19 protein-coding genes are annotated in these 23,511 nt (G+C 47.4%); 6 read left to right on the forward strand and 13 right to left on the reverse strand.

What is annotated here, in order from left to right; genetic code table 11:
* Positions 1 to 148: 148 nt before the first annotated feature.
* From NSB28_RS08610 to NSB28_RS08630, 5 genes are all read left to right on the forward strand, one after another.
* Positions 149 to 1,534, forward strand: a complete 1,386-nt coding sequence (locus tag NSB28_RS08610; RefSeq protein ID WP_109626512.1) for an ABC transporter substrate-binding protein — start codon at positions 149 to 151, stop codon at positions 1,532 to 1,534.
* Between the two features lie 35 nt (positions 1,535 to 1,569).
* Complete coding sequence (locus tag NSB28_RS08615) at positions 1,570 to 2,442, forward strand: carbohydrate ABC transporter permease (protein ID WP_109626513.1); 873 nt, start codon at positions 1,570 to 1,572, stop codon at positions 2,440 to 2,442.
* A 62-nt stretch (positions 2,443 to 2,504) separates the two neighbouring features.
* Positions 2,505 to 3,311, forward strand: a complete 807-nt coding sequence (locus NSB28_RS08620) for a carbohydrate ABC transporter permease (RefSeq protein ID WP_392391508.1) — start codon at positions 2,505 to 2,507, stop codon at positions 3,309 to 3,311.
* Positions 3,312 to 3,416: 105 nt separating this feature from the next.
* Positions 3,417 to 4,184 carry an ABC transporter ATP-binding protein gene (locus NSB28_RS08625; protein ID WP_109626515.1) on the forward strand — a complete coding sequence of 256 codons (768 nt, stop codon included), beginning with the start codon at positions 3,417 to 3,419 and terminating at the stop codon, positions 4,182 to 4,184.
* On the forward strand, positions 4,174 to 6,108 hold the full coding sequence (locus tag NSB28_RS08630) for an FtsX-like permease family protein (protein WP_109626516.1): 1,935 nt from the start codon (positions 4,174 to 4,176) through the stop codon (positions 6,106 to 6,108). The genes NSB28_RS08625 and NSB28_RS08630 overlap by 11 nt, the downstream gene beginning before the upstream one ends.
* An 85-nt stretch (positions 6,109 to 6,193) precedes the next feature.
* Here the strand turns inward: NSB28_RS08630 and NSB28_RS08635 are convergent, their stop codons facing one another.
* The 13 genes from NSB28_RS08635 to NSB28_RS08700 form a co-directional block, all read right to left on the reverse strand.
* Positions 6,194 to 7,039 (reverse strand): class I SAM-dependent methyltransferase, encoded by an 846-nt coding sequence (locus NSB28_RS08635; RefSeq protein WP_109626517.1) that lies wholly within the window; start codon positions 7,037 to 7,039, stop codon positions 6,194 to 6,196.
* A 6-nt stretch (positions 7,040 to 7,045) separates the two neighbouring features.
* Positions 7,046 to 8,218 carry a bifunctional GNAT family N-acetyltransferase/class I SAM-dependent methyltransferase gene (locus NSB28_RS24685; RefSeq protein WP_306812158.1) on the reverse strand — a complete coding sequence of 391 codons (1,173 nt, stop codon included), beginning with the start codon at positions 8,216 to 8,218 and terminating at the stop codon, positions 7,046 to 7,048.
* 29 nt (positions 8,219 to 8,247) lie between these two features.
* On the reverse strand, positions 8,248 to 8,820 hold the full coding sequence (locus tag NSB28_RS08650) for a GNAT family N-acetyltransferase (RefSeq protein WP_109626518.1): 573 nt from the start codon (positions 8,818 to 8,820) through the stop codon (positions 8,248 to 8,250).
* The gene (locus NSB28_RS08655) at positions 8,817 to 9,683 is read right to left on the reverse strand and encodes a metallophosphoesterase family protein (protein ID WP_109626519.1); all 867 of its coding nucleotides are present in this window, start codon (positions 9,681 to 9,683) and stop codon (positions 8,817 to 8,819) included. Before NSB28_RS08655 ends, NSB28_RS08650 begins: the two co-directional genes overlap by 4 nt.
* A gap of 36 nt (positions 9,684 to 9,719) precedes the next feature.
* Positions 9,720 to 10,688, reverse strand: coding sequence for an RluA family pseudouridine synthase (locus NSB28_RS08660; protein WP_109626520.1), 969 nt, complete (start codon positions 10,686 to 10,688; stop codon positions 9,720 to 9,722).
* 65 nt (positions 10,689 to 10,753) lie between these two features.
* Positions 10,754 to 12,577: an ABC transporter ATP-binding protein gene (locus NSB28_RS08665; RefSeq protein ID WP_109626521.1), complete on the reverse strand. Its 1,824-nt coding sequence runs from the start codon at positions 12,575 to 12,577 to the stop codon at positions 10,754 to 10,756.
* 11 nt (positions 12,578 to 12,588) lie between these two features.
* Entirely contained in the window at positions 12,589 to 14,457 is a 1,869-nt protein-coding gene (locus NSB28_RS08670) for an ABC transporter ATP-binding protein (RefSeq protein ID WP_109626522.1), read from the reverse strand.
* 467 nt (positions 14,458 to 14,924) lie between these two features.
* Entirely contained in the window at positions 14,925 to 15,845 is a 921-nt protein-coding gene (locus tag NSB28_RS08675) for an aldo/keto reductase (protein ID WP_109626523.1), read from the reverse strand.
* Positions 15,846 to 15,868: 23 nt separating this feature from the next.
* Entirely contained in the window at positions 15,869 to 16,687 is an 819-nt protein-coding gene (locus NSB28_RS08680) for an MBL fold metallo-hydrolase (protein ID WP_109626524.1), read from the reverse strand.
* 10 nt (positions 16,688 to 16,697) lie between these two features.
* Positions 16,698 to 19,028: a glycoside hydrolase family 65 protein gene (locus NSB28_RS08685; protein WP_109626525.1), complete on the reverse strand. Its 2,331-nt coding sequence runs from the start codon at positions 19,026 to 19,028 to the stop codon at positions 16,698 to 16,700.
* Positions 19,029 to 19,191: 163 nt separating this feature from the next.
* A complete protein-coding gene (locus NSB28_RS08690; RefSeq protein WP_257497646.1) occupies positions 19,192 to 20,238 on the reverse strand; it encodes a Gfo/Idh/MocA family protein in 1,047 nt (348 codons plus the stop codon).
* 51 nt (positions 20,239 to 20,289) lie between these two features.
* Positions 20,290 to 21,261: a sugar phosphate isomerase/epimerase family protein gene (locus NSB28_RS08695; protein WP_109626526.1), complete on the reverse strand. Its 972-nt coding sequence runs from the start codon at positions 21,259 to 21,261 to the stop codon at positions 20,290 to 20,292.
* A gap of 24 nt (positions 21,262 to 21,285) precedes the next feature.
* The gene (locus tag NSB28_RS08700; protein ID WP_109626527.1) at positions 21,286 to 22,371 is read right to left on the reverse strand and encodes a Gfo/Idh/MocA family protein; all 1,086 of its coding nucleotides are present in this window, start codon (positions 22,369 to 22,371) and stop codon (positions 21,286 to 21,288) included.
* A 175-nt stretch (positions 22,372 to 22,546) separates the two neighbouring features.
* On the opposite strand from NSB28_RS08700, the gene NSB28_RS08705 reads away from it, so the two are divergent.
* Positions 22,547 to 23,479 carry an AraC family transcriptional regulator gene (locus NSB28_RS08705; protein ID WP_109626528.1) on the forward strand — a complete coding sequence of 311 codons (933 nt, stop codon included), beginning with the start codon at positions 22,547 to 22,549 and terminating at the stop codon, positions 23,477 to 23,479.
* Positions 23,480 to 23,511 lie beyond the last annotated feature (32 nt).

Genomic DNA, 23,511 nt, shown 5'->3' on the forward strand with positions numbered 1-23,511 from the left:
AAAATAATATTTATATATTGACTGGGTTTATACAAGGTGCTATGATAAAATAAGTTAAAGTAACCGGTTACTTTACCGGTTACTCAAAGAACAAAATAACCGGCAATATGCTCAGACAATTGTATTTTTTATAAGGGAGGGTAATAAAATGAGCAATTACAGATGTGTTAAAAAGGGATTGCCGCTGCTTCTGTCCCTGGCTGTCACTGCAGGCCTGTTTTCTGGCTGCGGCCTGAGATTTGGGTTTGCAAGTGATCCTGATGTACCAGGCAATGAGGAAGGGAAAGCAGTCATTGATACTTCTAAGGATGATTTTATCTACGATGATTCTCTGAGGGGCACTAAAATCACCATGCTTAATTCCAAAGCTGAAATACAGGTCGCCCTTGAGGAGATGGGCAGAGTCTTCGGAGAACTCTCCGGGGTCAGCCTGGAAGTGATTCCATGCGGGGACGATACGCCCTATACCAAAGTCATAAATATGTACAACTCAGGCACTCCGCCTACACTGGCAATCCTTGACCTGACAGACATTGAAGCTCTGTCTTCTGAAAAAGCGCTGGAACTTACGAATGAGGAATGGGTCAAAGAATGCAGTGAGTACGTGATGGATTTTGACAGCAAGGTATACAGTTTTCCGCTCTGCATTGAAGGCCGCGGAATCATTTACAATAAAAAGGCAATCGAGGATACACTTGGTGAAACTTTTGATCCAGACAGTCTCCATTCACTGGACGATTTCAGAGCACTGTTGGAGCGCCTGACGGCTGCCGGCATGGAAACCCCCGTGTCACTGTCTATGGAAAACTGGTCACTTGCAGGGCACCAGCTTCAATACCTCTACGAGACATATGACGGTACTTCAGATGGAGCTGCGCAGGTTACATCCATGTTATCTGACGGCAGCATTAGCCTGTCAGATTACGATCGTTTTGACCAGCTCTTAGATCTCTTTGATACTTTAAAAGAATATAACGTGGCCAGGCTGGACCCGCTGGGCGCTGACTATGACGAAATGGCAATTGATCTGGCCGACGGAAAGACCGCTTTCTGGTTCAACGGAAACTGGGCATGGCCGAACCTGAAGGAAGCCGGAGCAGATGCCGAAGATGAATATGGATTCCTTCCATATTTTATGGGCAGTGATGAAAATGACTATACAAATACAAAGATCCAGGCCTCACCTTCCAAACAGGTCATGATAGACAAACAATATGCAACAGAGGATCAGCAGGCTGCCGCCAGAGAATTTCTGAACTGGATCGTATACAGCAATGTCGGGCAGCAGATGCTGGTGGACAGCTGTGATATCATTCCGGCCTGCAGGAATAATCCAAACGAACCTGCAGATCCCTTAAGCAGAGATATCTACAATAAGATCCATGAGGGCCTCACATTTAACGCGGCAGCTATAGTTCCAAGTGACCACTGGAAGGTATTAGGCGACGCTATGCAGATGTATCTGGCAGGACGCAGCAGCAGAGAGGAACTCGCCTCCTCCATCCTGCAGTATTGGGCAGAACAGAAAAATTAACTGTAACTTATTCATGTAAGAAAAGAGGAAACGATATGAGATCTAAGAAAAAATTTAAAGACTTTTGTATCTTTGGACTGCCTGGCATATTTTTCTTTGCCGCAGTTGTCATAGTGCCTTTTGTCTACGGTATTTACCTTACCTTTACAAACTGGAACGGCGTGTCAGCTTCAAAGGATTTTACAGGGCTGAGTAATTTTGCCGGAGTATTTTCTGACAGCGCTTTCTGGCAGTCTCTGCTGCTCACATTTAAATATGTGATACTGGTAGTAATCCTGGTCAATGTGATAGCTTTCCTTCTGGCATATCTGCTGACACGGGGGATCAGGGGACAAAACTTCTTCCGCGCAGGCTTCTTTACGCCGAATCTGATCGGAGGTATTGTCCTTGGATATATATGGCAGTTTGTCTTCTCCAGAGTATTTGTAAGCATAGGAGATTTTACTGGTTTCGGGTTATTTAAGGTATCCTGGCTGTCCGATCCCAACAAGGCATTCCTGGCGCTTGTCCTCGTCTCAGTATGGCAGCTGACTGGTTATATGATACTCATCTATGTGGCAGGTTTTACAGGCATGAATGAGGATGTGCTTGAGGCTGCAGACATTGACGGCGCCACAGGATTCCAGAAACTGAAAAACATCATTATCCCTATGATGATGCCGTCTATTACCATATGCCTGTTTCTGACCTTGTCACGGGCATTTATGGTCTACGATGTAAACCTGTCGCTGACTGCCGGCGCTCCCTACGGAACTACTGAAATGGCTGCGATGCATGTGTATGAAAAAGCATTCACATCCAGGCTGTACGGGGTCGGACAGGCCGAAGCCCTTATTCTTTTCATTATTGTAGCCTGTGTCAGCGGACTGCAGGTATATCTCACAAAACGCAAGGAGGTAGAAGCGTAATGAGTAAAAAGACACATAACGCCATCGGCGGTACCAGAAAACAATTTACCAGAATAGTCACTATGGCCGTCCTGATCCTCGTATTCCTGGCTTTCATGTTCCCGTTTATCATGGTGCTCATTAACTCCCTGAAAGTAAAACGTGATATTATCAAGGACCCGTTTTCCTGGCTGTTTACAGTAAAGGGGCTTTCCTTCGACAACTTTGTAAGCGCTTTTGTACAGATGGATTTCCTGAATGCATTTAAGAATTCCCTTCTTGTAACAGGGGGAGCTACTATCTTAGTCACCATCCTGGCATCCATGACGGCCTACTATATCGTGCGCCACCGCAACAAAATTTCCACCCTGACATTTTCACTGATGGTAGCTTCCATGATAATCCCATTCCAGGCTATCATGATACCTCTTGTAAGTATCTACGGAGGATGGCTGAATATCTTAAATCACAGAATAACTTTAATAGTCTTACATACAGGCTTTTCCATGAGTATGTCTGTATTTATGTTTCATGGCTTTATCAGGGGCAGCATTCCCATAGCTCTGGAGGAAGCTGCCTGCCTGGACGGGTGCAGCAGCACACAGACATTTTTCAGGGTAGTATTCCCTCTGCTTAAGCCAATTATTTCCACTCTGGTCATATTAAACGCACTTGCCTTTTGGAATGATTACCTGCTGCCCTCACTGGTCCTCTCAGATAAAAAACTGCTGACTCTGCCGCTCTCAACCTACAGCTTCTACGGGACTTATTCAGCAGATTACGGTACCATCATGGCAGGACTGCTGCTGTGCGTCATCCCTATCCTGGTTCTGTATGTGATTCTCCAGAAACAGATTATAAAGGGTGTAATCTCAGGTGCCGTTAAATAAGCTTCAGGTACGCCCTTACAACTTTGTAAGTACCCAAATCTCCTTACACCTGTTATTATATTGACAACAGGAAAACATAAGAGCAATTACAAAAAGGAGTTTAAAATGGGTACTATTCTAAGAATTGAAGGACTTGAAAAATATTATGGTTCTAAAACATATGTGACAAAAGCGCTGGACAATATTTCATTTTCAGTAGAAGAGGGTGAATTCCTTGGGATCATGGGGGCCTCTGGAAGCGGCAAGACCACTCTGCTGAACTGCATCTCCACAATAGATACGGCGACAGCCGGACACATCTGCTTAAAAGATGCGGATATCACCACTCTGAAGGAGAAGGACCTGGCAGAATTCCGTCAAAAGAATCTGGGCTTTGTATTCCAGGATTTTAATCTTCTGGACACACTCACTATAGAAGAAAATATAGCTCTCGCCCCCGTCATCCAGGGGACTTCCCCCAAAAAAATAGCCGGGCAGGTAATGGATGTGGCGAAAAAACTGGGAATCCAGGATATTCTCCCCAAATTTCCCTATGAAGTCTCCGGGGGACAGCGGCAGCGCTGTGCCTGTGCCCGTGCTCTCATCGCACAGCCCAGCCTTATTCTGGCTGATGAGCCTACAGGCGCCCTGGATTCCAGATCGGCCGGAATGCTCCTGGACTGCTTCACCCAGATGAACCGTGAGATGAATGCAACCATACTTATGGTCACTCACGATATCTTTTCTGCCAGCTACTGCAGCAGGATACTCTTTCTCAGGGACGGAAAAATATTCAATGAACTTGTAAAGGGAAATAAACCACGGCGCAGATTTTTTAATGAGATCATGGACGTAGTGACACTGCTTGGAGGTGACGTATCTGATGCTAAGTAAATTAGCTCTTAGAAATGTAAAACGCTCCATGAAGGATTACAGTGTCTATATGATAACAGTTACAATTGCATTTTCCCTTATGTATGCGTTTAATATGGTAGTTTTTTCTGATGATATCCAAGGCCTGAACCAGACGCTGAGCAGCCTCTCTATTGTTATCGTCATGATTTCATTAATTGTAATCTTCGTTATTGCCTGGCTTGTCCACTATATGAACCGCTTTATGCTGGAAAAACGAAGCAGGGAACTGGGCACCTACATGCTGCTGGGTATTACCAACAAGAAAATTGCCAGGATGTTTATGATAGAGAATGTGATCATGGGAGCCGCAGCTGCACTGGCTGGTTTTCTGGCCGGTTCTATGATCTATCAGGTGCTCACCCTTATCATCATGAACCTGTTCGAGGTGGCATACACTGTACACGCCAGCTTTTCACTGCCTGCAGTGCTGCTGACTCTGCTGTATGTATTCATAATCTATGCTTTTTCCATGCTCCGCACGGGCAGAAAGCTTAAGAAAATTAAAATATGTGATCTGCTCTACGCGGAAAAACGCAATGAGAACGCTGTGCTGTCAAGTAAAAAAAGCCACTGGATACTGTTTGTGGTCTCCTTCCTGCTTCTGGGAACCGGCTGCGGGCTGCTGTATACTATATTCCACAATATTGCCCTGTTCTCCGGCGAAATCCTGTTTCTGGGGCTGGCGCTGCTCATAGGAGGGCTCTATGGCTCTTATATTACCCTTGCCGGCTTCCTGGTCAAGATATTTCTGGGAAAAAATGAGAAGAAGTTCCAAAAAGATAATATGTTTATCTACAGAAACCTGTCTGCAAAACTCAGGACAATGAGTTTCACAATAGGCACACTGGCTATGCTGCTGACCCTGACTCTGGCATGCACACAGAATGCCATGCTCTTTAATAAGTTTTTTGAACTGCAGAGCCTGAACCGCTGTGCCTTTGATATCCAGGTAACAGCCCCGGATCCTACCCTGCTGGCGCCGGCAGCAGAGCATTTCAGGAATACAGGCGCCATAAAAGAAGAACGGATGGTAACTATCTATGACTGCAGGCAGAGTTCTGTCTACGACAGGTTTGGCATCCCCAACTACATTGAAAGAGATTATGCAATTTCCTTCAGTGATTATGCAGCCCTCCGGCAAATGCTGGGTTATGAACCTGTTAAACTCCAGGACGGCCATTATATTATTCATGGAAGTTCACAATACAAGGACACAGCCAAACGTATGGAGGAACTGCCCCTCTCTTTAAATGGAGTTACCCTTTCTCTCCAGGCTGCCTTTGACGAACCCCTCTCCCAGAGCGGCGTCATCGGTGTAGGCTATATCCTGGTCCTGCCGGATGAACAGGCTGAAGAACTCTCTACTGTCCAGACCTCCTTTGTAATGACCTCCACCCGGCAGACAGGCGAGGAAGATTTTACCTATCTGTGCAGCACTTATGAACAGGATGATGATTCAGACACCGTATCATACGTTGGCTGGAATGTTAAGAGCAGGGTAATAGATGACAGCCGTGCCAGCATAATCATCTTTGCCTTCGGCTTATACTATACAGGACTTATATTTATATGTACCGCTGCAGCTATACTGGCTGTGCAGCAGCTGAGCGAAGCTTCCAAATACCGTTTCCGCTACAATATCCTGTCTAAGCTGGGTGTCACGGACGGCAAAATAGGAAAGATAATATTAAAACAGCTTCTGCTCTACTTCGGTATCCCGCTGCTCCTGCCCGTTCCGCTCTCCCTGTTTATCTCAGGCTGTATAAAGAATATCCTGCTGGAGATAATCACGCCTTCTATCTTCTGGTCTTCCATGGCTACGGGACTGGGATTATTCTTCATAATCTATCTGCTCTATTTCGCAGCCACATATATCGGGTACAGAAGGAGCATCTTAGGTTAGAGCCAGTTCCCTCTCCGGATTAACATATATTTTCCACAAAGCTTAGGGGCGGTAAACCACCACGGTTTGCCGCCTCAACCTTAATTCAGAAATGCCTCTGCAATCTTGCCACAGCGCATATTGTCTCTGAGCCTTCCAGACACTTTTCCCCTGCCACATCCCCAAAATATTCCATATCTTCAAAACCGGCCTGCCTCAGCTCCATATCAAATGATTCTCTGCTGAATATCTGGTTCCAGTTGTTATAACACTGGCAGTCGTCCTCTGAAATAATGATATACTGCTCCAGATAATTCCGGGTGTCAGGATACAGGCGGTTTCTCTGTATACATATATATGGCGCATCTTTCCAGAACCCGCCGTCTAAATACTCCACAGTACTGCCTTCCTTATATCCCTTCAGCTGCTCTTGTGTAAAGCCATCCAATATTAATATGCCGCCCGGCTTCAGTGCACGCTTTATCTTAATAAGCAAAGACCTTCTATCTTTGGGAGACAGCACTCCAAAATCACAGTATATGAGCGTGGCCACATCATATATCCCCTGGTAATCCATCTCCAGATAATTTTTACAGATATATTCTATATCCATACCATCCTGCTTTGCCTGTCCGGCGGCATACTGGATGGAACGTCTTGAAATATCGATCCCTGTCACTTCAAAGCCCGCCTCACAGAACATTTTATCATATATCCCGGGGCCGCAGCCCAGATCCAGCAGCTTCTTCCCACGGACTGGGCTGCAGATACTGCATATCCACTCAACAGAAGCTTTCATAAATGCCATATTTCTGGAGGCACCGTCAAAATCAGGGTCCAGATGCGCATCCAGCATACTTTCTGAAATATGTACATCATCCCAGAAGGGGGCTGAGGATGGTTCATATAGTTCAGGAAATCTTCTGGCATATTCTAATATTTTCTTATACATGTCCGTCTACCTCTTTATCCCTGTTATAAATGCCGCGCCTTCAATACTGCATACCAAATGTACATCCTCAAACCCTGCATTTCTGAGCAGCTCCATCTCATGCCCTGCGGTAAGGGGTATATCAAAATGTACGAATACGTTATCAGGTATCTGCTCTTTCTTCCGCTTAGAATCACATACCTCCATAAGAAGTTCTTCCTCTTCTTCGCAGCAGGCGATATAGTCAGCTTCTATATAGATTCCTCCCTGCCTCAAGGATCTATATATCTTTTTAAACAGCTCTTCCTTTTTCTCCGGTTTAAAATGGTGCAGGGATTCAAATGACACAGCCGCATCATAGATATCTGAACCCAGGTCATATTGAAAGTAATCTGCGCATATGGTATGTACATCTTTATGTTTCTGCTGCAGCAAGCCCAGCATATCTTCTGACATATCGATTCCTGTGATCTTTCCTTTATTTCCGGCTTTTCTTATCTCATCGATCTCCAGCCCTGTCCCGCAGCCCAGATCCAGTATGTTTCTGCAGCTTCCCGGAACGATCTGGCCCATGTACTCATATGCTTTCTTCCAGACTGCCATGTGTTCTTCATATTCCCCCAGCCTTGCCTTGAAGAAATCAGACATTTCCTCCAGCTTCACATCTTGAGTATCACTCAGCCAATTCTTCAATTCCTTCATATATGAATCTATATTGCTTCTGATTATTACTTCTGTAATTCCGGACAGTGCCGGCTTTACCATGACAAAATTAGTAAGCATGGTCCCCTTTCTCTCCACCTGCTGCTCCCTCACCATACGATATCCCCTTTTTTCAAAGAAGGGTCTTGCCGTGATTGATGCATGCGCAGTGATATCATTATCAGGATACCTGCTCTCCAGCATGCTGCAGAGGGCAGAAGCTACACCTCTCCCCTGATAATCTCTGTGCACGTACAGCCTGTCCAGATATCCTGTATCATCCACATCCCCGAATCCGGCTATCTTTCCGTCAATGAGGGCCGTCAGCGTATAATGCCGTCTGAATGACTCATCCCATGCATCTATATCCGGCTTTCCATCCGCCCACGCCTCCAGCTGCTGCTGTGTATAATGCCGTGCATTCACAGAATGCACTGTGTTATAAAACAGCTCTGCAAACACTTTGCAGTCCTCCGGCTGATATTCCCTTATTTCCAATTTGTATCCCTCCTGCTCCTTTTACCCCATTATACGAGTTCCCTGTCATCCTCCCAGTCTGTTCTCAATACAGCATAGAAACTGCAGTCTGCAATCCCCTGATTATTCACATCCGCCTGGCGCATTGTCCCTTCATACTGCATCCTGCAGTGCTTCATTACCTTTCCAGAATTAGGATTCCTCGGGTCATGCCTGCTCTCGATGCGGTTAAAATCTCCCTGGCTGAACATATAATCTATCACAGCCTGCAAAGCCCGGGACATTACCCCCTGGTTCCACCACCTGCGGCCGATGCAGTAGCCGATATGTGCCATCCTTGTATCATCATCCAGCCTGACTGCGCCGATACTTCCGATGGGTTCATCCCCATTTTCTTTTAGAATGACAGCCCACTGGTATTGCTCCATATTGTCATATCCTGCTATCCAGCTTTTTATTATGTTTCCCGATGTCTCTGCACTGTCATGAACAGGCCAGGTCAAAAATTTTACTACCTCCGGGTCTGAAGCCCAGTTCTTATACATTGCCTCTGCGTCATCTTCTCTGAACCTGCGCAGTACAATACTTTCTGTTTCAATCCTCTGCGTTCCTATATGCTTCATCGTCCACCCTCCTTATTCTCTCCCATAGCCTTCTCCCAGAATATTTCCGGGATATCCGGCCAGCTGCATTGCCCTGTCTCTGTCCTGCAGAGCTCCATTGCCCTGTTTAATACCTCCCCGTGTGAGATATTTCCTTTGCGCAGCATATTCTCAGTTATGCGGCACCAGGAAGGCGCCATCTTATCAAGACCTGATTCATACAGCTCTCTTATAACCTTCTCCACATCATATTCCAGGCTGCAGAATTCTTCCGACCAGCCCTCAGCTGTGTCATGGAGTATAAGAAACTGTGATTTTCCTCTGCTGGACAAAGGGACCCCCACTGACCCCGGATTGAGCACAAGCTTGCCGCCATATTCGATTCTGTCCTGTATATGCGTATGTCCGCACAAAATAACGGAAGTATCAGCCATGTCCATTATCTCATATGTCCTTTGGCTGTCAGGCAGCAGCTTTTCATTCACTTTATTGGGTGAGCCATGGCAGATAGTAATATCCAGCTTTCCCTTAACTGTGACCCTCCCTGCGTGCTGAAGCGCTTCAAAAAAACTTAAATCCCTGCCAGTCAGATGCCTGTATGTATACAGCAGGGAGCCTGTTGTTGAATCTCCCTCTTTCCAGCCCTTTTCCCCCGCCAAACGGTAATTCAGCCAATAATCTTCTTTATTCCCCCTGACAAAATAACATTCATACTGCTTATCCATATCATACAGTATCTGCATTGTTTTTTCCGGGTATGCCAGTTCCCCGGCGTAATCTCCCAGGAAAATAAAAGTCCTGATATTCTGTCTTAAAAGAAAGCTGAGGCATGACTGCAATGCAATATAATTTCCATGAATATCTGATAAAACCCCAATGTCCATCTGTTTTCCTCCTGATACAGCGAATAACTGCAATACTTATATTGTCCTGCAAAGGAAAGAATCTACGCAGCGCTTCATATCCTCAGGGAAGGGGGCGTTAAAACACAATCTTTCTTTTGTAAAAGGCTGGATGAGCGTCACCCCTGATGCATGAAGGGCTGCTCTTCTTATTAAACCTGCAGCGCCTCCCCCCGCACTTTTCCGCTGCAGACTGTCTGTCCCGTATAAAGTGTCTCCCAGCAGAGGGTGCCCCATATATGCCATATGTACCCTGATCTGGTGTGTCCTTCCCGTATGAAGCTCAAGCCTTACAAGAGAAGCCGCTGCCCTCATATGTTCTTTCTCAATTCTGTATTCTTCTAATATCTCGTATTCTGTCCATGCATCCTTCCCAAAGGGTGATACTTCCATTTTCATCAGCTCCCCCGGAATCCTCCTGACGGGCTGTCTGATCTCCCCGGATTTCTTTTCCGGACAGCCGGATGCCAGGGCCAGATATTCTTTTTTATAGATTCCTTCCGCCTTCTGCCTCTCCAGCCGGGAGGCCGCGGCCTGGTTTTTTGCAAAGACCATGATTCCTGACGTCTCCCTGTCCAGACGCCCCACAGGGCGTATCATAACATGGCTGCCTTTGTTTTCAAAATAACTGACCAGCATATTAGCCAGAGAATCCCCATAATGTCCGGGAGACGGATGTACAACAAGACCTGCCGGCTTGTCCGCCACCAGCAGGTCCTGATCTTCATACAGTATATCCGGCGGCACATCCAAGGGTACCAGATGTGCGGAGGAGGTGGATTCCTCCTCCAAAAGCACCTGCAGTCTGTCATTTTCATGCACTCTGCAGTTCACCCTCTGCCTGACACCATTGACACAGATGCCGCCGCTCCGGAATTTAGCCTGGCTTACCTGTTTTCTTGTAAGCCCCAGCCTTTCTGTGAGCATCTTTTCAATTGTCCGCCCCTCATCTTCATGTGAAACCTCTATCTCAACCCGTCGTTCCATACACACACCTTATTTTAATACACATATTAGGGCCATATGCCCTGCAGGCATCCGTTCCAATCTCACTATGCCAGTATCCTCTGAGCAGACTCCTCCATGAACTGCTTGCTGTACAGGTCATGATAATATCCCTTCTTCTTCAGCAGCTCCTTGTGTGTTCCCTGCTCAATGATCCGGCCGTCCTTCACCACCAGTATCACATCTGCCTGGCGTATGGTGGACAGCCTGTGGGCTATAAGGAAGGACGTCCTTCCCTCCAGCAGCTGCAGGGTAGCATTCTGGATCAGCTGCTCTGTCTGGGTATCAATAGATGAGGTCGCCTCATCCAGAACGAATATCCTGGGATCTGCCAGCACTGCTCTGGCAAAGGATATGAGCTGCTTTTCACCTGTGGACAGCATGTCGCCGCCCTCGCCTACATCACTTTGGTATCCCTTTTCCAGCTTCTCTACTACCTGGTCTGCAGATACCGCTTTTGCTGCCGCAATAATCTGCTCATCTGTAGCTTCCAGGTTTCCATAGCGTATATTGTCCATGACCGTACCTGAAAAGAGATGGGGGTTCTGCAGCACATAGCCGATATTGCTGTGCAGCCACAGCTGGCTCCGCTCCCTGTAGTCTCTTCCGTCGATGAGGATCTGCCCCCCGGTGGGCTCGAAGAACCTGCAGGCCAGATTTACAAGAGTACTCTTGCCGGCGCCTGTCTCACCTACGATAGCGACTGTAGTTCCTGCCGGTATCTTCAGGTTGAAGTGGCTGAGCACCTCTTCATTTCCGTCCGGATAATGGAAGGATACATCCTTAAATTCAATGTCTCCTTTTAATTCCTCCCAGTTCTCTTTCTTCGGCTCAAAGGAATCTCCGTATTTTTCGATTACCTCCGGCGTATCCGTGATCTTTGGCTCTTCTTCCAAAAGGCCCGCCACACGTTCTATATTTGCCTGCACAGAGATCACCTCTGCCAGGTTCCTGGCCAGCTGCTGGATAGGCTCAAAAATCCCTACCGCATAAGAAGAGAAAGCGGACAATGTACCAATCATGAGCAGATTATCAAGCACCATGTTGCCGCCCTTTGCCAGCACTACGGCTGTAGCCAGTGAGCTGAAGAAAAGTACAAGGGGAAGATAGATGGCTGAAAGCCTTGCGGCGCGAACGCCTGCCACACGCATTTCCTGCGTAAGCTCCTGAAACTCTCCCGCATTCTTCTCCTCAATGACAAGAGTCTTGGAGGTCTTGGCCCCCATGATCCCCTCATTGTAGGCGCTGGTGATCCTGGAATTGATCTTTCTTACCTTCCTGTTCCAGTTCAGTATGCGGTTCTGGAAATATACAGTCAAAACAGCAATGGCCGGAACGATCAGCATAACGATCAGCGCCAGTTTCCAGTTCAGCAGCAGCATGGCAATAAATACACCGATTACATAGGATGATGCCCACAGCATATCCACCATGTTCCAGGCGACAAGACCTGCAATCTTATTCGTGTCGTTCATGACCCTGGCCAGTATGTAACCCACCGGAGTCACGTTATAGTAGGAGAAGGACAATGTCTGCAGATGCTCAAAACACGCCTTTTTCATATCCCTGCCCAGGCGCATCTCGATCTTCATGCTTCCCCTTGTAAAGAAGATAACGCTCAATGCCTGCAGCCCAATGACAACAGCATAGGCCGCTGCAAATACGCCAAGCCCTGAGAGTGTCTTCTCTTCTATAAAATTATCAATGGCATAGCGCTGGAAAAGCGGCAGTGCGATATCCGCCAGAGCGCAGAACAAGTTCAGCGCAATAACCATAAATAATATACCTTTAAAATTCATAATAAAAGGCAGGACCTTTTTCCATATTTTTATGTCAAAGGATTTTGTAAATTCCTGTTCCTCGTAGCGCATAAGCTCCTCCTTTATTTCACAGCTGCCTTATTGCAGTATTTGCAGCTTTCAGGCAGTTCTTCAGAAAACAGCTCTTTTCTGTCTTCACTGTTCATCTGAATGTCATAGATGCACTTATAGATGCCATCCTGATTAATAAGTTCCTGATGTGTGCCCATCTGTGCCACTTTCCCGTCATCCAGCACAAGAATGCAGTCTGCCTGCATAAGTGTTGTGATCCTGTGGGAGATCAGTATCACTGTGGCTTTGCCCATCTCTTCCTGCAGGGCCTCCCTGATCTTTGCATCTGTCTCAGCGTCCACTGCGGAGAGTGAATCATCAAATACCATGATCGGGGCCTTCTGCATAAGCATTCTGGCTATAGCCACCCTCTGCTTCTGCCCTCCTGATAAGGTAACGCCTCTCTCACCTACTATAGTCTCATATCCGTGGTGGAAATTCTGGATAGAATCATCCACGCATGCGATCCTGGCTGCTTCCCTTATCTCCTCATGTCTTACCTCTTCTCTGGTGATCGCTATATTGTCCGCAATCCCTCTTGAGAAAAGGAACGGCTCCTGCAGCACCATCCCGATGTTCCTGCGCAGGTGCTCCCTGCTCATATCTGCAATATCCACTCCGCCTATGGTGATCCTGCCGCATTCAGCAGGCAGGTCATACAGCCTGTTCAGCAGGTGGACAAGCGTGGATTTTCCGCTTCCTGTTCCTCCCAGTATCGCAAAGGTCTTCCCCGCAGGGATAGTAAAGTTTACATCCTTGAGCACCGGATAGCCTGTGCCGTATGAAAAATTAATATGTTCAAATTTAATGTCCCTGTCTATGGGCGGCGTAAGTGCGTCAGCCGGGTCCTGCTCCTCCTCGGAGTCAAGTATATATGCGACCCTGTCGATGGATACTCCCGCCTTACTCATTTCAGACAGGATACGTCCAAGCCCTCTCACAGGCCAGATCAAAGTTGAATTGTAGGATACGAATGCCAGGAATTCTCCCAGGGAGATATCTCCGTTTACTGAGGACATGACACCTACACAGATAACTGTCAGTATCTGAAGCCCAGTAATCAAATCCCCAATACCCCAGTAGGCGCTCATAAGCCTCCCCAGCCTGATCCACAGGTTTGCAAACTTCTCATTCTTCTCGTCAAATCTCTGGATCTCAAATTTCTCACGCCCGAAGGCCCTGACAACACGCACTCCTGTCAGATTCTCCTGGACTGTGCTGGAGAGCTCTCCCTCAGCCTCATCGGCTGAAAGGAACCTCTTTGCTATCCTGGAATAGAAGAAGCCCGAGTACCCGATGATCACCGGGATGAAGGCCAATGCCACCAATGTGATCTTTACATTCATGGAAAACATGATCCCCATGTACAGGGCAATTAAAAATACCAGTCTGAACACTTCTACCATCTGGTTACACACAAAGTTCCTTATCACTTCCACGTCAGAAGTACATCTCTGGATGATCTCACCTGTCTGATGCTTCACATGCCAGGAGAAAGGCAGCTTCTGGATATGTGCATAGAGCTGGTCCCTGATGCCTTTTACAAACCCCTCTGAGCCTTTTGCCATCTCCATCTTGCTCACGTAATTACAGAGGCCGGATATAATGGCCGTCACCATAATAGCAGCGCCTGCCAGCAGAAGCACCTGCCACCCGCTGCCCCTCAGAGCCTCCAGATTCAGGGCCGTTATCAGCCAGCCCGGAAGATTATAAGGCTCCCCGCCTATGACCGAATCCACAGATATCCTGACGATCTGAGGCGTTAATGAGTTAAACACGGTATTCAGCATAGAAAATACTAATACCAGTACAAACATGTGCAGATTTCCTTTCAGGAACCGGGTAATCACATGTAACTTCCCCGTTTTTCTCTTCTCCATTAATTTTTCCCTCCCGTTTTCCTTCGTTGTGTTTTCTTATGGAGTCAGGGTTTTCCGAAGAATTCCCCTAATAAAAAGCGCCCCCGGTTAACCCAGGAGCGCATTAATACCCTATTTATCCTTCTATCCGCCACAGCCGCAAAGATGCCTTTTTTGCACGATATGCACTTCATCTTGGCATAATCATGCTTATTACTCTGTGGAAGCCAGTTAAACAGGCAGGCAAAATGTCCGCTGAATTTCCAGTTTCTTAAACGCTATTCTGTTAGATAATAATCCTGCCGCGGATGCCGCGTATAATTTACTAGTGTTTTTCATCTTGCCTGCCTCCTTTCTTTAAAATTAATAGTTAATGTTAAATCGTTTAATCAGTATATCCCACCCCTACTGGAAAGTCAAGTACTATAGCTGATGGCATTTTCCACAAATTTTCCAGTATTTTTTGTATAATGTAACGGGATTCCTGCTTATGGAAGGATATTCCCTGCTGCCATATAGATCCTGTACCACTCTTCCCTTGTCAGGCGGATATCTGCTGCCTGCGCTATTTCCTCCAGCCTTCCGGCATTCATAGTGCCTGAGACTATCTGGATCCCCGCAGGGTGGCGCAGTATCCATGCCGCCGCTATTGTAGTTGCGCTGACCCCATAGTTTTCTGCTGTCTCATCTATCACCTTGTTGAGTTTTGGATATTTCTCACTTCCAAAAAAGACACCGTCAAAATAACCATACTGGAACGGCGACCACGCCTGTATAGTGATATCATTCAAACGGCAGAAATCCAGAACACTTCCATCCCTGTCTGCAGCCGCGTCATCCTCCATATTCACATGAATGCCCTGGGTTATCATACCTGCATGGCATATCCCAAACTGCAGCTGATCTACAGCCACAGGCTGTTTTACATATTTCTGTAGCAGCTGTATCTGCATGGGCTTCTGGTTGGATACGCCAAAGTGCCTCACCTTGCCTGACTGCTCCAGGCTGTCAAAGGCTTCAGCCACTTCCTCCGGCTCCATCAGCGCATCAGGGCGGTGGAGAACAAGAACGTCCAGATATTCTGTATCAAGTCTCTTCAGGATCCCGTCCACGGATTCCAGGATATATTTTTTAGAAAAATCAAATGCTACTCCCGGACGTATACCGCACTTTGACTGCAGGATCATCTTCTCCCTTTTCCGGCTGTCCATATGTACAGCTTTAGCAAACAGCTCCTCACATGCCCCTTTTCCATAGATATCGGCATGGTCAAAGAAATTCAGCCCAAGCTCCATTGCGCCATTTATAAATCTCTCAGCCTCCCTCTCCTCCAGCCCATTTAACCTCATGCATCCCACGGCAATTACAGGTACCTGGGCTTTAGTCCTTCCAAGATTCATAGTTCTCATTTTAATTCTCCTTCTCTTTTATATCACTCCACTGTTTTATATGTGAGACTGACATCTTTATAAAAATATCTGTAGAAATCATCAAAAACGGAATGCTCAGCCGTCCCGCCCTCAGGATCATTTAAAAGGCGCGCCGCACACTCCAGATACTGGTCAAAATACCCGCAGTCCAAAGGTACTGCATGATGCCCCGGATAGATTTTCTCTATCTGCCTTTCCCTGGCCTTCAGCTTTCTGACAGTGTCCGCAAAACCGGATACCGGCACAGATTCCGGGAAAGAGAGCATAACACCCAAGTGGCAGATTGTATCCCCTGAAAACAGCTGGCGCGCATCTTCATCCAGAAAACAGACGCTGCCCCCTGTATGCCCCGGTGTATGGATCACTTCCAGTTTTCTGCCGCCCAGCTCTATCATCTGGCAGTCCTGAAGGGGCCGGGGCTCACTCTGGTCTCCCAGACAGATTATACTCTGCAGTTCTTCCTCAGTCAGTACCAGCCCTGCGTCCCCGGCAAGGCTCCTTATTTTCTCCCTGTATGCCTGGCTCCTGTGCTGCCCGAGCACCTCCCTGTCAGAGGGATGCATGTATATTGTATCAAATTCCTGGTTGCATCCCACATGATCCAGGTGCCCGTGGGTGTTCAGGACGATCACAGGCCTGTCTGTCAGGGCAGACACGACCCGGGAGAGCCCGGGCTGCCCCATTCCCGTATCGATCAGGGCCGCCCTCTCCTTTCCCTGGACAAGATACATATAATCCTGAAAGATATCTGTTATCCGCCAGGTATCTTTATCTACCGGAGTTACAGTATAACCGTTCACTAATGCTGCCGTCTCTGCCATTCTTTTAACCTCACCTCTCTGTACTTACTTCTATCTCATCAAATACCTGATATACTTTTCCTGCTATCTCAATATCAGCTGCCTTCACTCTCGTCCTGTTTTCTATCTTCACTGATTCCTTTGTCACTGTAAAGAAAAGATCCTGCCCATGCCAGTTCAGATGGAAAGAAAGTTTCCTCCACTTCTTGGGCAGGCTTGGACGTATCCTCAGATTTCCTTCAAGGACGCGCACTCCTCCGAATCCGAATACTACAGACTGCCAGATGCCTCCGATAGATGCAGAATGGATTCCTCCGTCTGAGCTCTTCATGAAGGGTCCCATATCTATATTCAAAGATTTCTGGTACAGGCTGTAGGCCATATCCCTGTCTCCGATATCATTTGCCAGTATACAGTGTGTAGAAAGTGACAATGATGAATCGTGAAGCGTCCTGGGCTCATAATAATTCCAGTTGGCCTTTTTCACTTCATCTGTGAAATAATTCTCCAGCAGATAGAACAATATCATTATATCAGCCTGCTTTGAAACCTGCAGCTTGTTAATCTGCTCAGCATTATAATCCCTGTAGATGAGCAGCACCTCTTCCTGCTCTTTATATTTTGTCAGGTCGATATCCTCAAGGGTAAGGTAAGAAGCATCCTGGGGAATGACAAGATCTGCTCCCGGCTGGGGCAGATATATCTTTCCGGCCAGTTCCCGCCACTTTTCATAATATGACTCCAGGTTAAGCTTCTCTGACAGTTTCCCAAGAAGCCCCGGCTTTTCCTCTGACAGCTCTTCATAGCAGCTGACAGCTTTGTTCAGATTCCACCAGGCCATATAATTTGTGTAGGCATTGTCGTTTACATGCTCTTTATATTCATCAGGGCCAATCACATTATTGATGTGGTATTTCCCGTCATCTGCACTGTACTCCAGCCTGGAGGCCCAGAACACTGCCGTGTCAAACAGAAGCTCATACCCATAGTCATCCATGAAGGCCTGGTCCCCTGCCGCCTGATAATACTGCCACATGGCAAACACTACGTCTGAGGTGATGTGCTGCTCAATCTTGCCTGACCAGATAGTCTGAGGCCTGCCTGTCACTATGTCCACATCCCCGAAAGCAGGCGTCACCTCACCGTCATCATACCATGCCGATTCCCATGGAAACTGCGCCCCTGCGTAACCATTCTCCTGCGCCTTCTTGTGTGCACCCGGAAGTGTAAGGTAGCGGTATTTCACAAGCTTCCTGGCTGTTTCAGGAAAAGTGAAGGTGAAATAAGGAAGCACAAAAATATCTGCATCCCAGAATGTATGTCCCTTGTATCCCTCACCTGAAAGGCCCTTTGCCCCGATATTCATCCTCTCATCGTGAGCCGGCGTCATTACTGCCATATGGTACTGTGCAAAGCGGACCGCAAGCTCATCCAGCTCGTTTTCAGAATCAATACTTATCCTGGCCCGGCTCCACACCTTTTCCTCCCAGGCAGCAGCACTTTCTCTGGCCAGGATGTCATAGCCGCATTTAAGCGCCTCCTGAAGTTCACGCACAGACTCCTCCTGAAGCTCCTGCACCGTCCGTCCTGCGTGCTCTAAATCCCTCAGCGTATGGACATTTGATATCTTTTCAAAAGTAACTGTCTCATCCATGGCTGCATCCCACTCATAATCACAGTATACATGGCGCCTTCCCATACCTATTCGGCCTTCTTCGCCGCTGCCGAAGCCCTCCCGCTTCACAGCCGAATTTGTCACAAAGGTGATGCCGCTCTCAGTTGTCCTTGAGACGTACTGCATATATTTATGGTCATAGAATCTCTTCTCACCCTCTGAAAAATGCTGTGCGCCGCTGTTCGTCACCTGCCCGTCAATACCGGTACGGAGACGTATCTTCATATCTCTGTTAAGGGGCGTGATACTCACCTGCTGCGCTATGACATGCATCCTTTTCATGGACACGATCCTCTTAAAAGTCAGGCGGACCCTTTTGCCCCTGGGAGAGATCCAGATGACATTCCTGACAAGCTCACCTGTCTTCAGGTTCAGGAACCTCTCGTAATTCTCTATGCGCCCTGATTCCAAGCTGAAGCGCTCGCTTTTTAAATGCAGCTCCATAGATGTCACATCAGCAGCATTAGGCAGTTCTGTAACCTCAGATTCGTCAAATTTATTAAACGTACCTGCGATAAATAAATCCCTTTTCTCATTTACATACTCTTCTTCAAGTGCGGAGCGCAGCCCCATATATCCATTCCCCAGACACATGACAGACTCGCATTTTCCCAGGCTCTCAGGTGTGAACCGGTCCTCCGCCAGAATCCACTGTTTCGCCCTCTCATAATTCATCGCCGTATCCATACCGTTTCTCCTTTCGTCTTCCTGCAGCGCCTAAATACAGGTATAGCTTCCAGCCCGCCCCTTAAGCCTCATACCTGAAGCTCAAGAGCCGGACCGGAAGCATCCCTGCCAGCCGGGCACTTTTTTGTGCCTGTATCTTTACTATGTGCAGACTTAGCTGCTGTTATTCAAAATCTACTGTCTGATTCAGTTCTGCTGACCGGAAAATAGCTTCCATCAGCTTCAGGACACGGAGCACTTCCTCATTTTTGACGATCTGCTCTGCATCTCCTGATATAGTCCCCATTACATTCCTGTAATAGTCCCGGATGTCACTGTGAACTACCGGGAGCGGTTCTGTGCAAATCGTATCCTCGGTCCTGGGTGCCATAGTCTTTGTCAGCCCTGCCGCTGTCTTCACCGGAACTGCATCATTCTTGTCCCAGTTTGTGACACGTACCACCTCGCCGCTCAGATCCCAGTCACGCACAACTGCGCTTCCGTCTCTGCCCAGCACGTACCACCGGGGAAGGTTTATGAAATTGCTGGTTCCTACCTCAAGCATAAATACAAGACCGTTTTCAAAGAAAAGTGTGGCTGTGAATCCATCGTCTACCACTTCATTTGTAACGTTTGTAAGTTCAGCATATACCTTTTTTACTTTTCCGTCAATCATCTGCAGAGCCTGATCCAGGATATGCACACCCCAGTCCAGGACCATGCCGCCGCCATGTTCCCTGCAGCCTCTCCAGTCTCCCGGGATTCCCCTGGAGCCGTGGACTCTGGACTCGATCTTGAATACCGGTCCCAGCATTTTCTGCTCCAGTATATTCCTCACTGTCAGGTAGTCCTCATCCCATCTGCGGTTCTGATGTACAAAAAGACGCGCTGTCTTCTGTGCTGCCATCATTTCTTCAAAATCCTTTGATGTGATGGCAGCCGGCTTCTCACAGACCACATTTTTTCCCGCCTGCAGTGCCTTTATCACAACTTCCTTATGAACGTCGTTGGGAGTCGCGCAGAGGATCAGATCGATCTCACTGTCTGAGAGCACCTCTTCCAGGCTGCTGTAGGCATAGAGGCCGCACTCCTTTGCAAATATCCTGCGTTCTTCCTTGATGTCATATATCCCTTTTACACGGAGATGGTCAATCGTCTCCACCAGTTCTCTGTGCCAGTTTCCCATGCCTCCAAATCCAACTATAGCCATGGTAAAATCCCTGTCTGCCACTTTTACGTTCCTCCTTGCCCAGATCCCGTCTCGGTATCCGGTCCTATAGTATTATGCCCAGTACATTTCTCCCGGGTCTTCAAATATAATGATCTGCTTTAATGCTTCGATAGATTTCACAAGCCCTTCATTCTGGCTCATAAGCCCGTCCTCATGCTCAATGCTGATGACATGGTCATATCCCACCATGCGCAGCTCAGAGATGAGCTTTTTCCAGTACCCCATATCATGGCCATATCCGATGGAACGGAAGAACCAGGAGCGTTTCAGAGCGTCTCCGTAATAGGAAGTATCCAGCACGCCGTTGATCCTGCACATATGCTCATTGATCTGAGTGTCCTTTGCATGGAAGTGGAAGATGGCATTTGCCTCACCCAGAACACGCACTACTTCGATTGGATCCATCTGCTGCCAGAACAGGTGGCTCGGGTCTAAATTTGCACCGATCTCCGGGCCCACCGCTTCCCTTAAACGGAGAAGGGAATGTGTATTGTAAACACAGAATCCCGGATGAAGCTCAAGAGCTATCTTATCTACGCCGTGAGCCTTTGCAAATGCCACCTTCTCCTTCCAGTATGGGATCAGCACTTTCTCCCACTGCCACTCCAGGATCTCACTGAAGTCTTCCGGCCAGGAGCATGTCACCCAGTTTGGCTTCTGGGCCATTTCATCAGAACCCGGGCAGCCTGAGAATGTATTCAGAATAGAAATACCCATTTTCTCACAGAGCAGGATAGCATCTGTCAGGTCCTCATCAAACTTTTTGGCTGTCTCTTTATCAGGATGGATCGGGTTCCCATGACAGCTGAAACCGCTGATGGTCAGGTTATGCCTCTCAAGAGTATCTTTAAACTCCTGAAGCTTTGCCTCGTCATTTAATAAAACCTTCGGGTCGCAGTGTGCTTTTCCCGGAAAGCCGCCGCATCCTACTTCTATCATCTGAACGCCATGTCTTTCCAAATATGCACATGCTTCTTCGAAAGACTGGTCATTAAGTACCGGATTAAATACTCCTAATTTCATTTTTACTTCCTCCTGCTATAATAGTTATTTCTCGTCAAAATATACTGGTTTTCCTGTCCTGGCAGACTGGTAGATCGCTTCCAGGATCTGTGTGACTACAAATGCCTGCTCCGGCTTTACAACCACGTCTTTTCCATTCATGACTGCATCATAGAATACCTGCTGCTCGATCACATCAGGGTTCTCGCCCTTGCCGTCATAGAAGGCCACGCCTGCCGGATCCAGCTCCGGTTTCTCCACGATCTGCTTATTGTATTTGACAGAATTGATGCGCAGTCCGTCTTTCATATCAGCTCCTGCTTTTGTACCGCAAAGTGTTGTCTTCGCCTCATCCACCTCCAGGCTGTTCAGCGCCCAGGCAGATTCCAGCATGATCGTTGCACCGTTCTTCATTTTAATAAAACCGAATGCGGAATCCTCTACTGTATACTTCTTGGGATCCCAGTCACCCCAGGCATTGGCTGTCTCAGTCTGGTCGCCCAGCTTCTTATATACAGAGCCCATCACTGATTCCGGCTGGTAGTTATCCATCATCCAGAGTGTCAGGTCAAGTGCATGTGTGCCGATATCGATAAGCGGGCCGCCTCCCTGTGCTTCCTCATCCAGGAATACTCCCCATGTGGGGACAGCGCGGCGCCTGATTGCATGAGCCTTAGCCACATAAATATCACCCAGGTCACCATTGTCGCAGGAACGTTTCAGATAAGTGGAATCCGGACGGTATCTGTTCTGGTAACCGATAGTCAGGACCTTTCCCGTCTCTTTAGCTGCATCCAGCATTGCCTTGGCATCAGCTGCTGTCTTAGCCATAGGCTTTTCACACATAACATTTTTTCCCGCATGAAGGGCGTCGATGGTGATCGTGCTGTGGGCTTTATTAGGAGTCAATACATAAACTGCATCCAGATCTTCCTTGAGCATCTCTCTATAATCTGTAAAAATCTTAGCATTCGGCCAGCCGTATTTCTCTCTGTAATCAACTGCTCTCTCCTCGATCAGGTCACAGAATGCAGCAACCTCTATATTTCCCTGTTCTCTGATCGCCGGAAGATGTTTTCCTCTTGCTATTCCACCGCAGCCTACAATTCCTACTCTCATTTTTTTGTCCATTTTAAATTCTCCTTAATTATTTTTTATCATTTCAGCGATACTTTCGCGGCTTTTTATCCCGCCCTTGCCTTTTTCTCCTGCATCTCTTATAATTGCATTATATCCATCTTAAATTGATATTTCTTGCAAAATATCTCCTTTGGATAGCATTATTTCCACCATCAGGAGGCACCTAATGAAAAGTGAAGGTACACTTGCTGTAGATAAGCAGCTGCATGAAATAAAACCACACGGAACGGCCCTGTTTTCCTTTGCCACTTACCGTATGATCAATCCCTCTGACACGCTTTTTGTCACTTCCCACTGGCACCGAGAGGTAGAGATCCTCTGCTTCCAGAAGGGATGTGCCCAGGTCCTTCTCAGCGGACGGGAATATCCTGTAAAAGCAGGTGACATCCTGTTTGTGAACCAGGGGGAGCTGCACCAGATATCCTCCACTGATCCCGGCCTGCTATACCATGCGTGTGATTTCCCTCTGGATTTCTTATGCTTCGCCGGATATGACTACGCCCAGAGCAATTATCTGGATCCGCTCTCAGACAAGGAGCTGTTTTTCCCCACACTGCTTTCCCATGATTCCCTTGCTGCTGTTCCAGTATACGAGGAGCTTCTGGATATCATTGAAACTTTTGACAGGAAACTGCCGGGATATGAACTGCGGGTCAAGGCTTCCCTTCTGAAAATCATCAGCTGTCTGATACAGAACAGACTGCTTCTGACCACCGAGGAGATGGGCAAGAAAGCAAATGCCGGAAAAGACAGGCAGCTGAAAGAAATCGTTTCCTATATCCAGGAACATTACGATGAAAAGCTGTATCTGGAGGATATTGCTGATGCATTCCACATGTCAGGCAAATATTTTTCACGGTATTTTAAGCAGAACTTTGGACGGAATTTTGTAGAGTACCTGAACAATTTCCGGATTGAAAAAGCCTGCACAAGGCTGGCCTCCACAGATATGACTATACTTGAGATCAGCCTGCTGGTGGGTTTTGATAACCTGAGCTATTTTATCAGAAAGTTCAAGGAGATTACTGGATTTACACCCTCATCCTACAGGGATTTTGTGACCAGTAACACGCTTCGCGGGACGGTGACGTGTGAATAGTAACGTGACCCGTCCTCCTGCGCTGAAGAGCC

Source organism: Murimonas intestini, assembly GCF_024622195.1.
In the GTDB taxonomy this organism is placed as follows: Bacteria; Bacillota; Clostridia; order Lachnospirales; family Lachnospiraceae; genus Murimonas; species Murimonas intestini.

Bases quoted from the DNA above. Each gene is read 5' to 3' on its own strand.
- NSB28_RS08610 (WP_109626512.1), top strand. From the start codon at position 149: ATGAGCAATTACAGATGTGTTAAAAAGGGATTGCCGCTGCTTCTGTCC.
- NSB28_RS08615 (WP_109626513.1), top strand. From the start codon at position 1,570: ATGAGATCTAAGAAAAAATTTAAAGACTTTTGTATCTTTGGACTGCCT.
- NSB28_RS08620 (WP_392391508.1), top strand. From the start codon at position 2,505: ATGGCCGTCCTGATCCTCGTATTCCTGGCTTTCATGTTCCCGTTTATC.
- NSB28_RS08625 (WP_109626515.1), top strand. From the start codon at position 3,417: ATGGGTACTATTCTAAGAATTGAAGGACTTGAAAAATATTATGGTTCT.
- NSB28_RS08630 (WP_109626516.1), top strand. From the start codon at position 4,174: ATGCTAAGTAAATTAGCTCTTAGAAATGTAAAACGCTCCATGAAGGAT.
- NSB28_RS08635 (WP_109626517.1), bottom strand. From the start codon at position 7,039: ATGTATAAGAAAATATTAGAATATGCCAGAAGATTTCCTGAACTATAT.
- NSB28_RS08650 (WP_109626518.1), bottom strand. From the start codon at position 8,820: ATGAAGCATATAGGAACGCAGAGGATTGAAACAGAAAGTATTGTACTG.
- NSB28_RS08655 (WP_109626519.1), bottom strand. From the start codon at position 9,683: ATGGACATTGGGGTTTTATCAGATATTCATGGAAATTATATTGCATTG.
- NSB28_RS08660 (WP_109626520.1), bottom strand. From the start codon at position 10,688: ATGGAACGACGGGTTGAGATAGAGGTTTCACATGAAGATGAGGGGCGG.
- NSB28_RS08665 (WP_109626521.1), bottom strand. From the start codon at position 12,577: ATGCGCTACGAGGAACAGGAATTTACAAAATCCTTTGACATAAAAATA.
- NSB28_RS08670 (WP_109626522.1), bottom strand. From the start codon at position 14,457: ATGGAGAAGAGAAAAACGGGGAAGTTACATGTGATTACCCGGTTCCTG.
- NSB28_RS08675 (WP_109626523.1), bottom strand. From the start codon at position 15,845: ATGAGAACTATGAATCTTGGAAGGACTAAAGCCCAGGTACCTGTAATT.
- NSB28_RS08680 (WP_109626524.1), bottom strand. From the start codon at position 16,687: ATGGCAGAGACGGCAGCATTAGTGAACGGTTATACTGTAACTCCGGTA.
- NSB28_RS08685 (WP_109626525.1), bottom strand. From the start codon at position 19,028: ATGGATACGGCGATGAATTATGAGAGGGCGAAACAGTGGATTCTGGCG.
- NSB28_RS08695 (WP_109626526.1), bottom strand. From the start codon at position 21,261: ATGAAATTAGGAGTATTTAATCCGGTACTTAATGACCAGTCTTTCGAA.
- NSB28_RS08700 (WP_109626527.1), bottom strand. From the start codon at position 22,371: ATGGACAAAAAAATGAGAGTAGGAATTGTAGGCTGCGGTGGAATAGCA.
- NSB28_RS08705 (WP_109626528.1), top strand. From the start codon at position 22,547: ATGAAAAGTGAAGGTACACTTGCTGTAGATAAGCAGCTGCATGAAATA.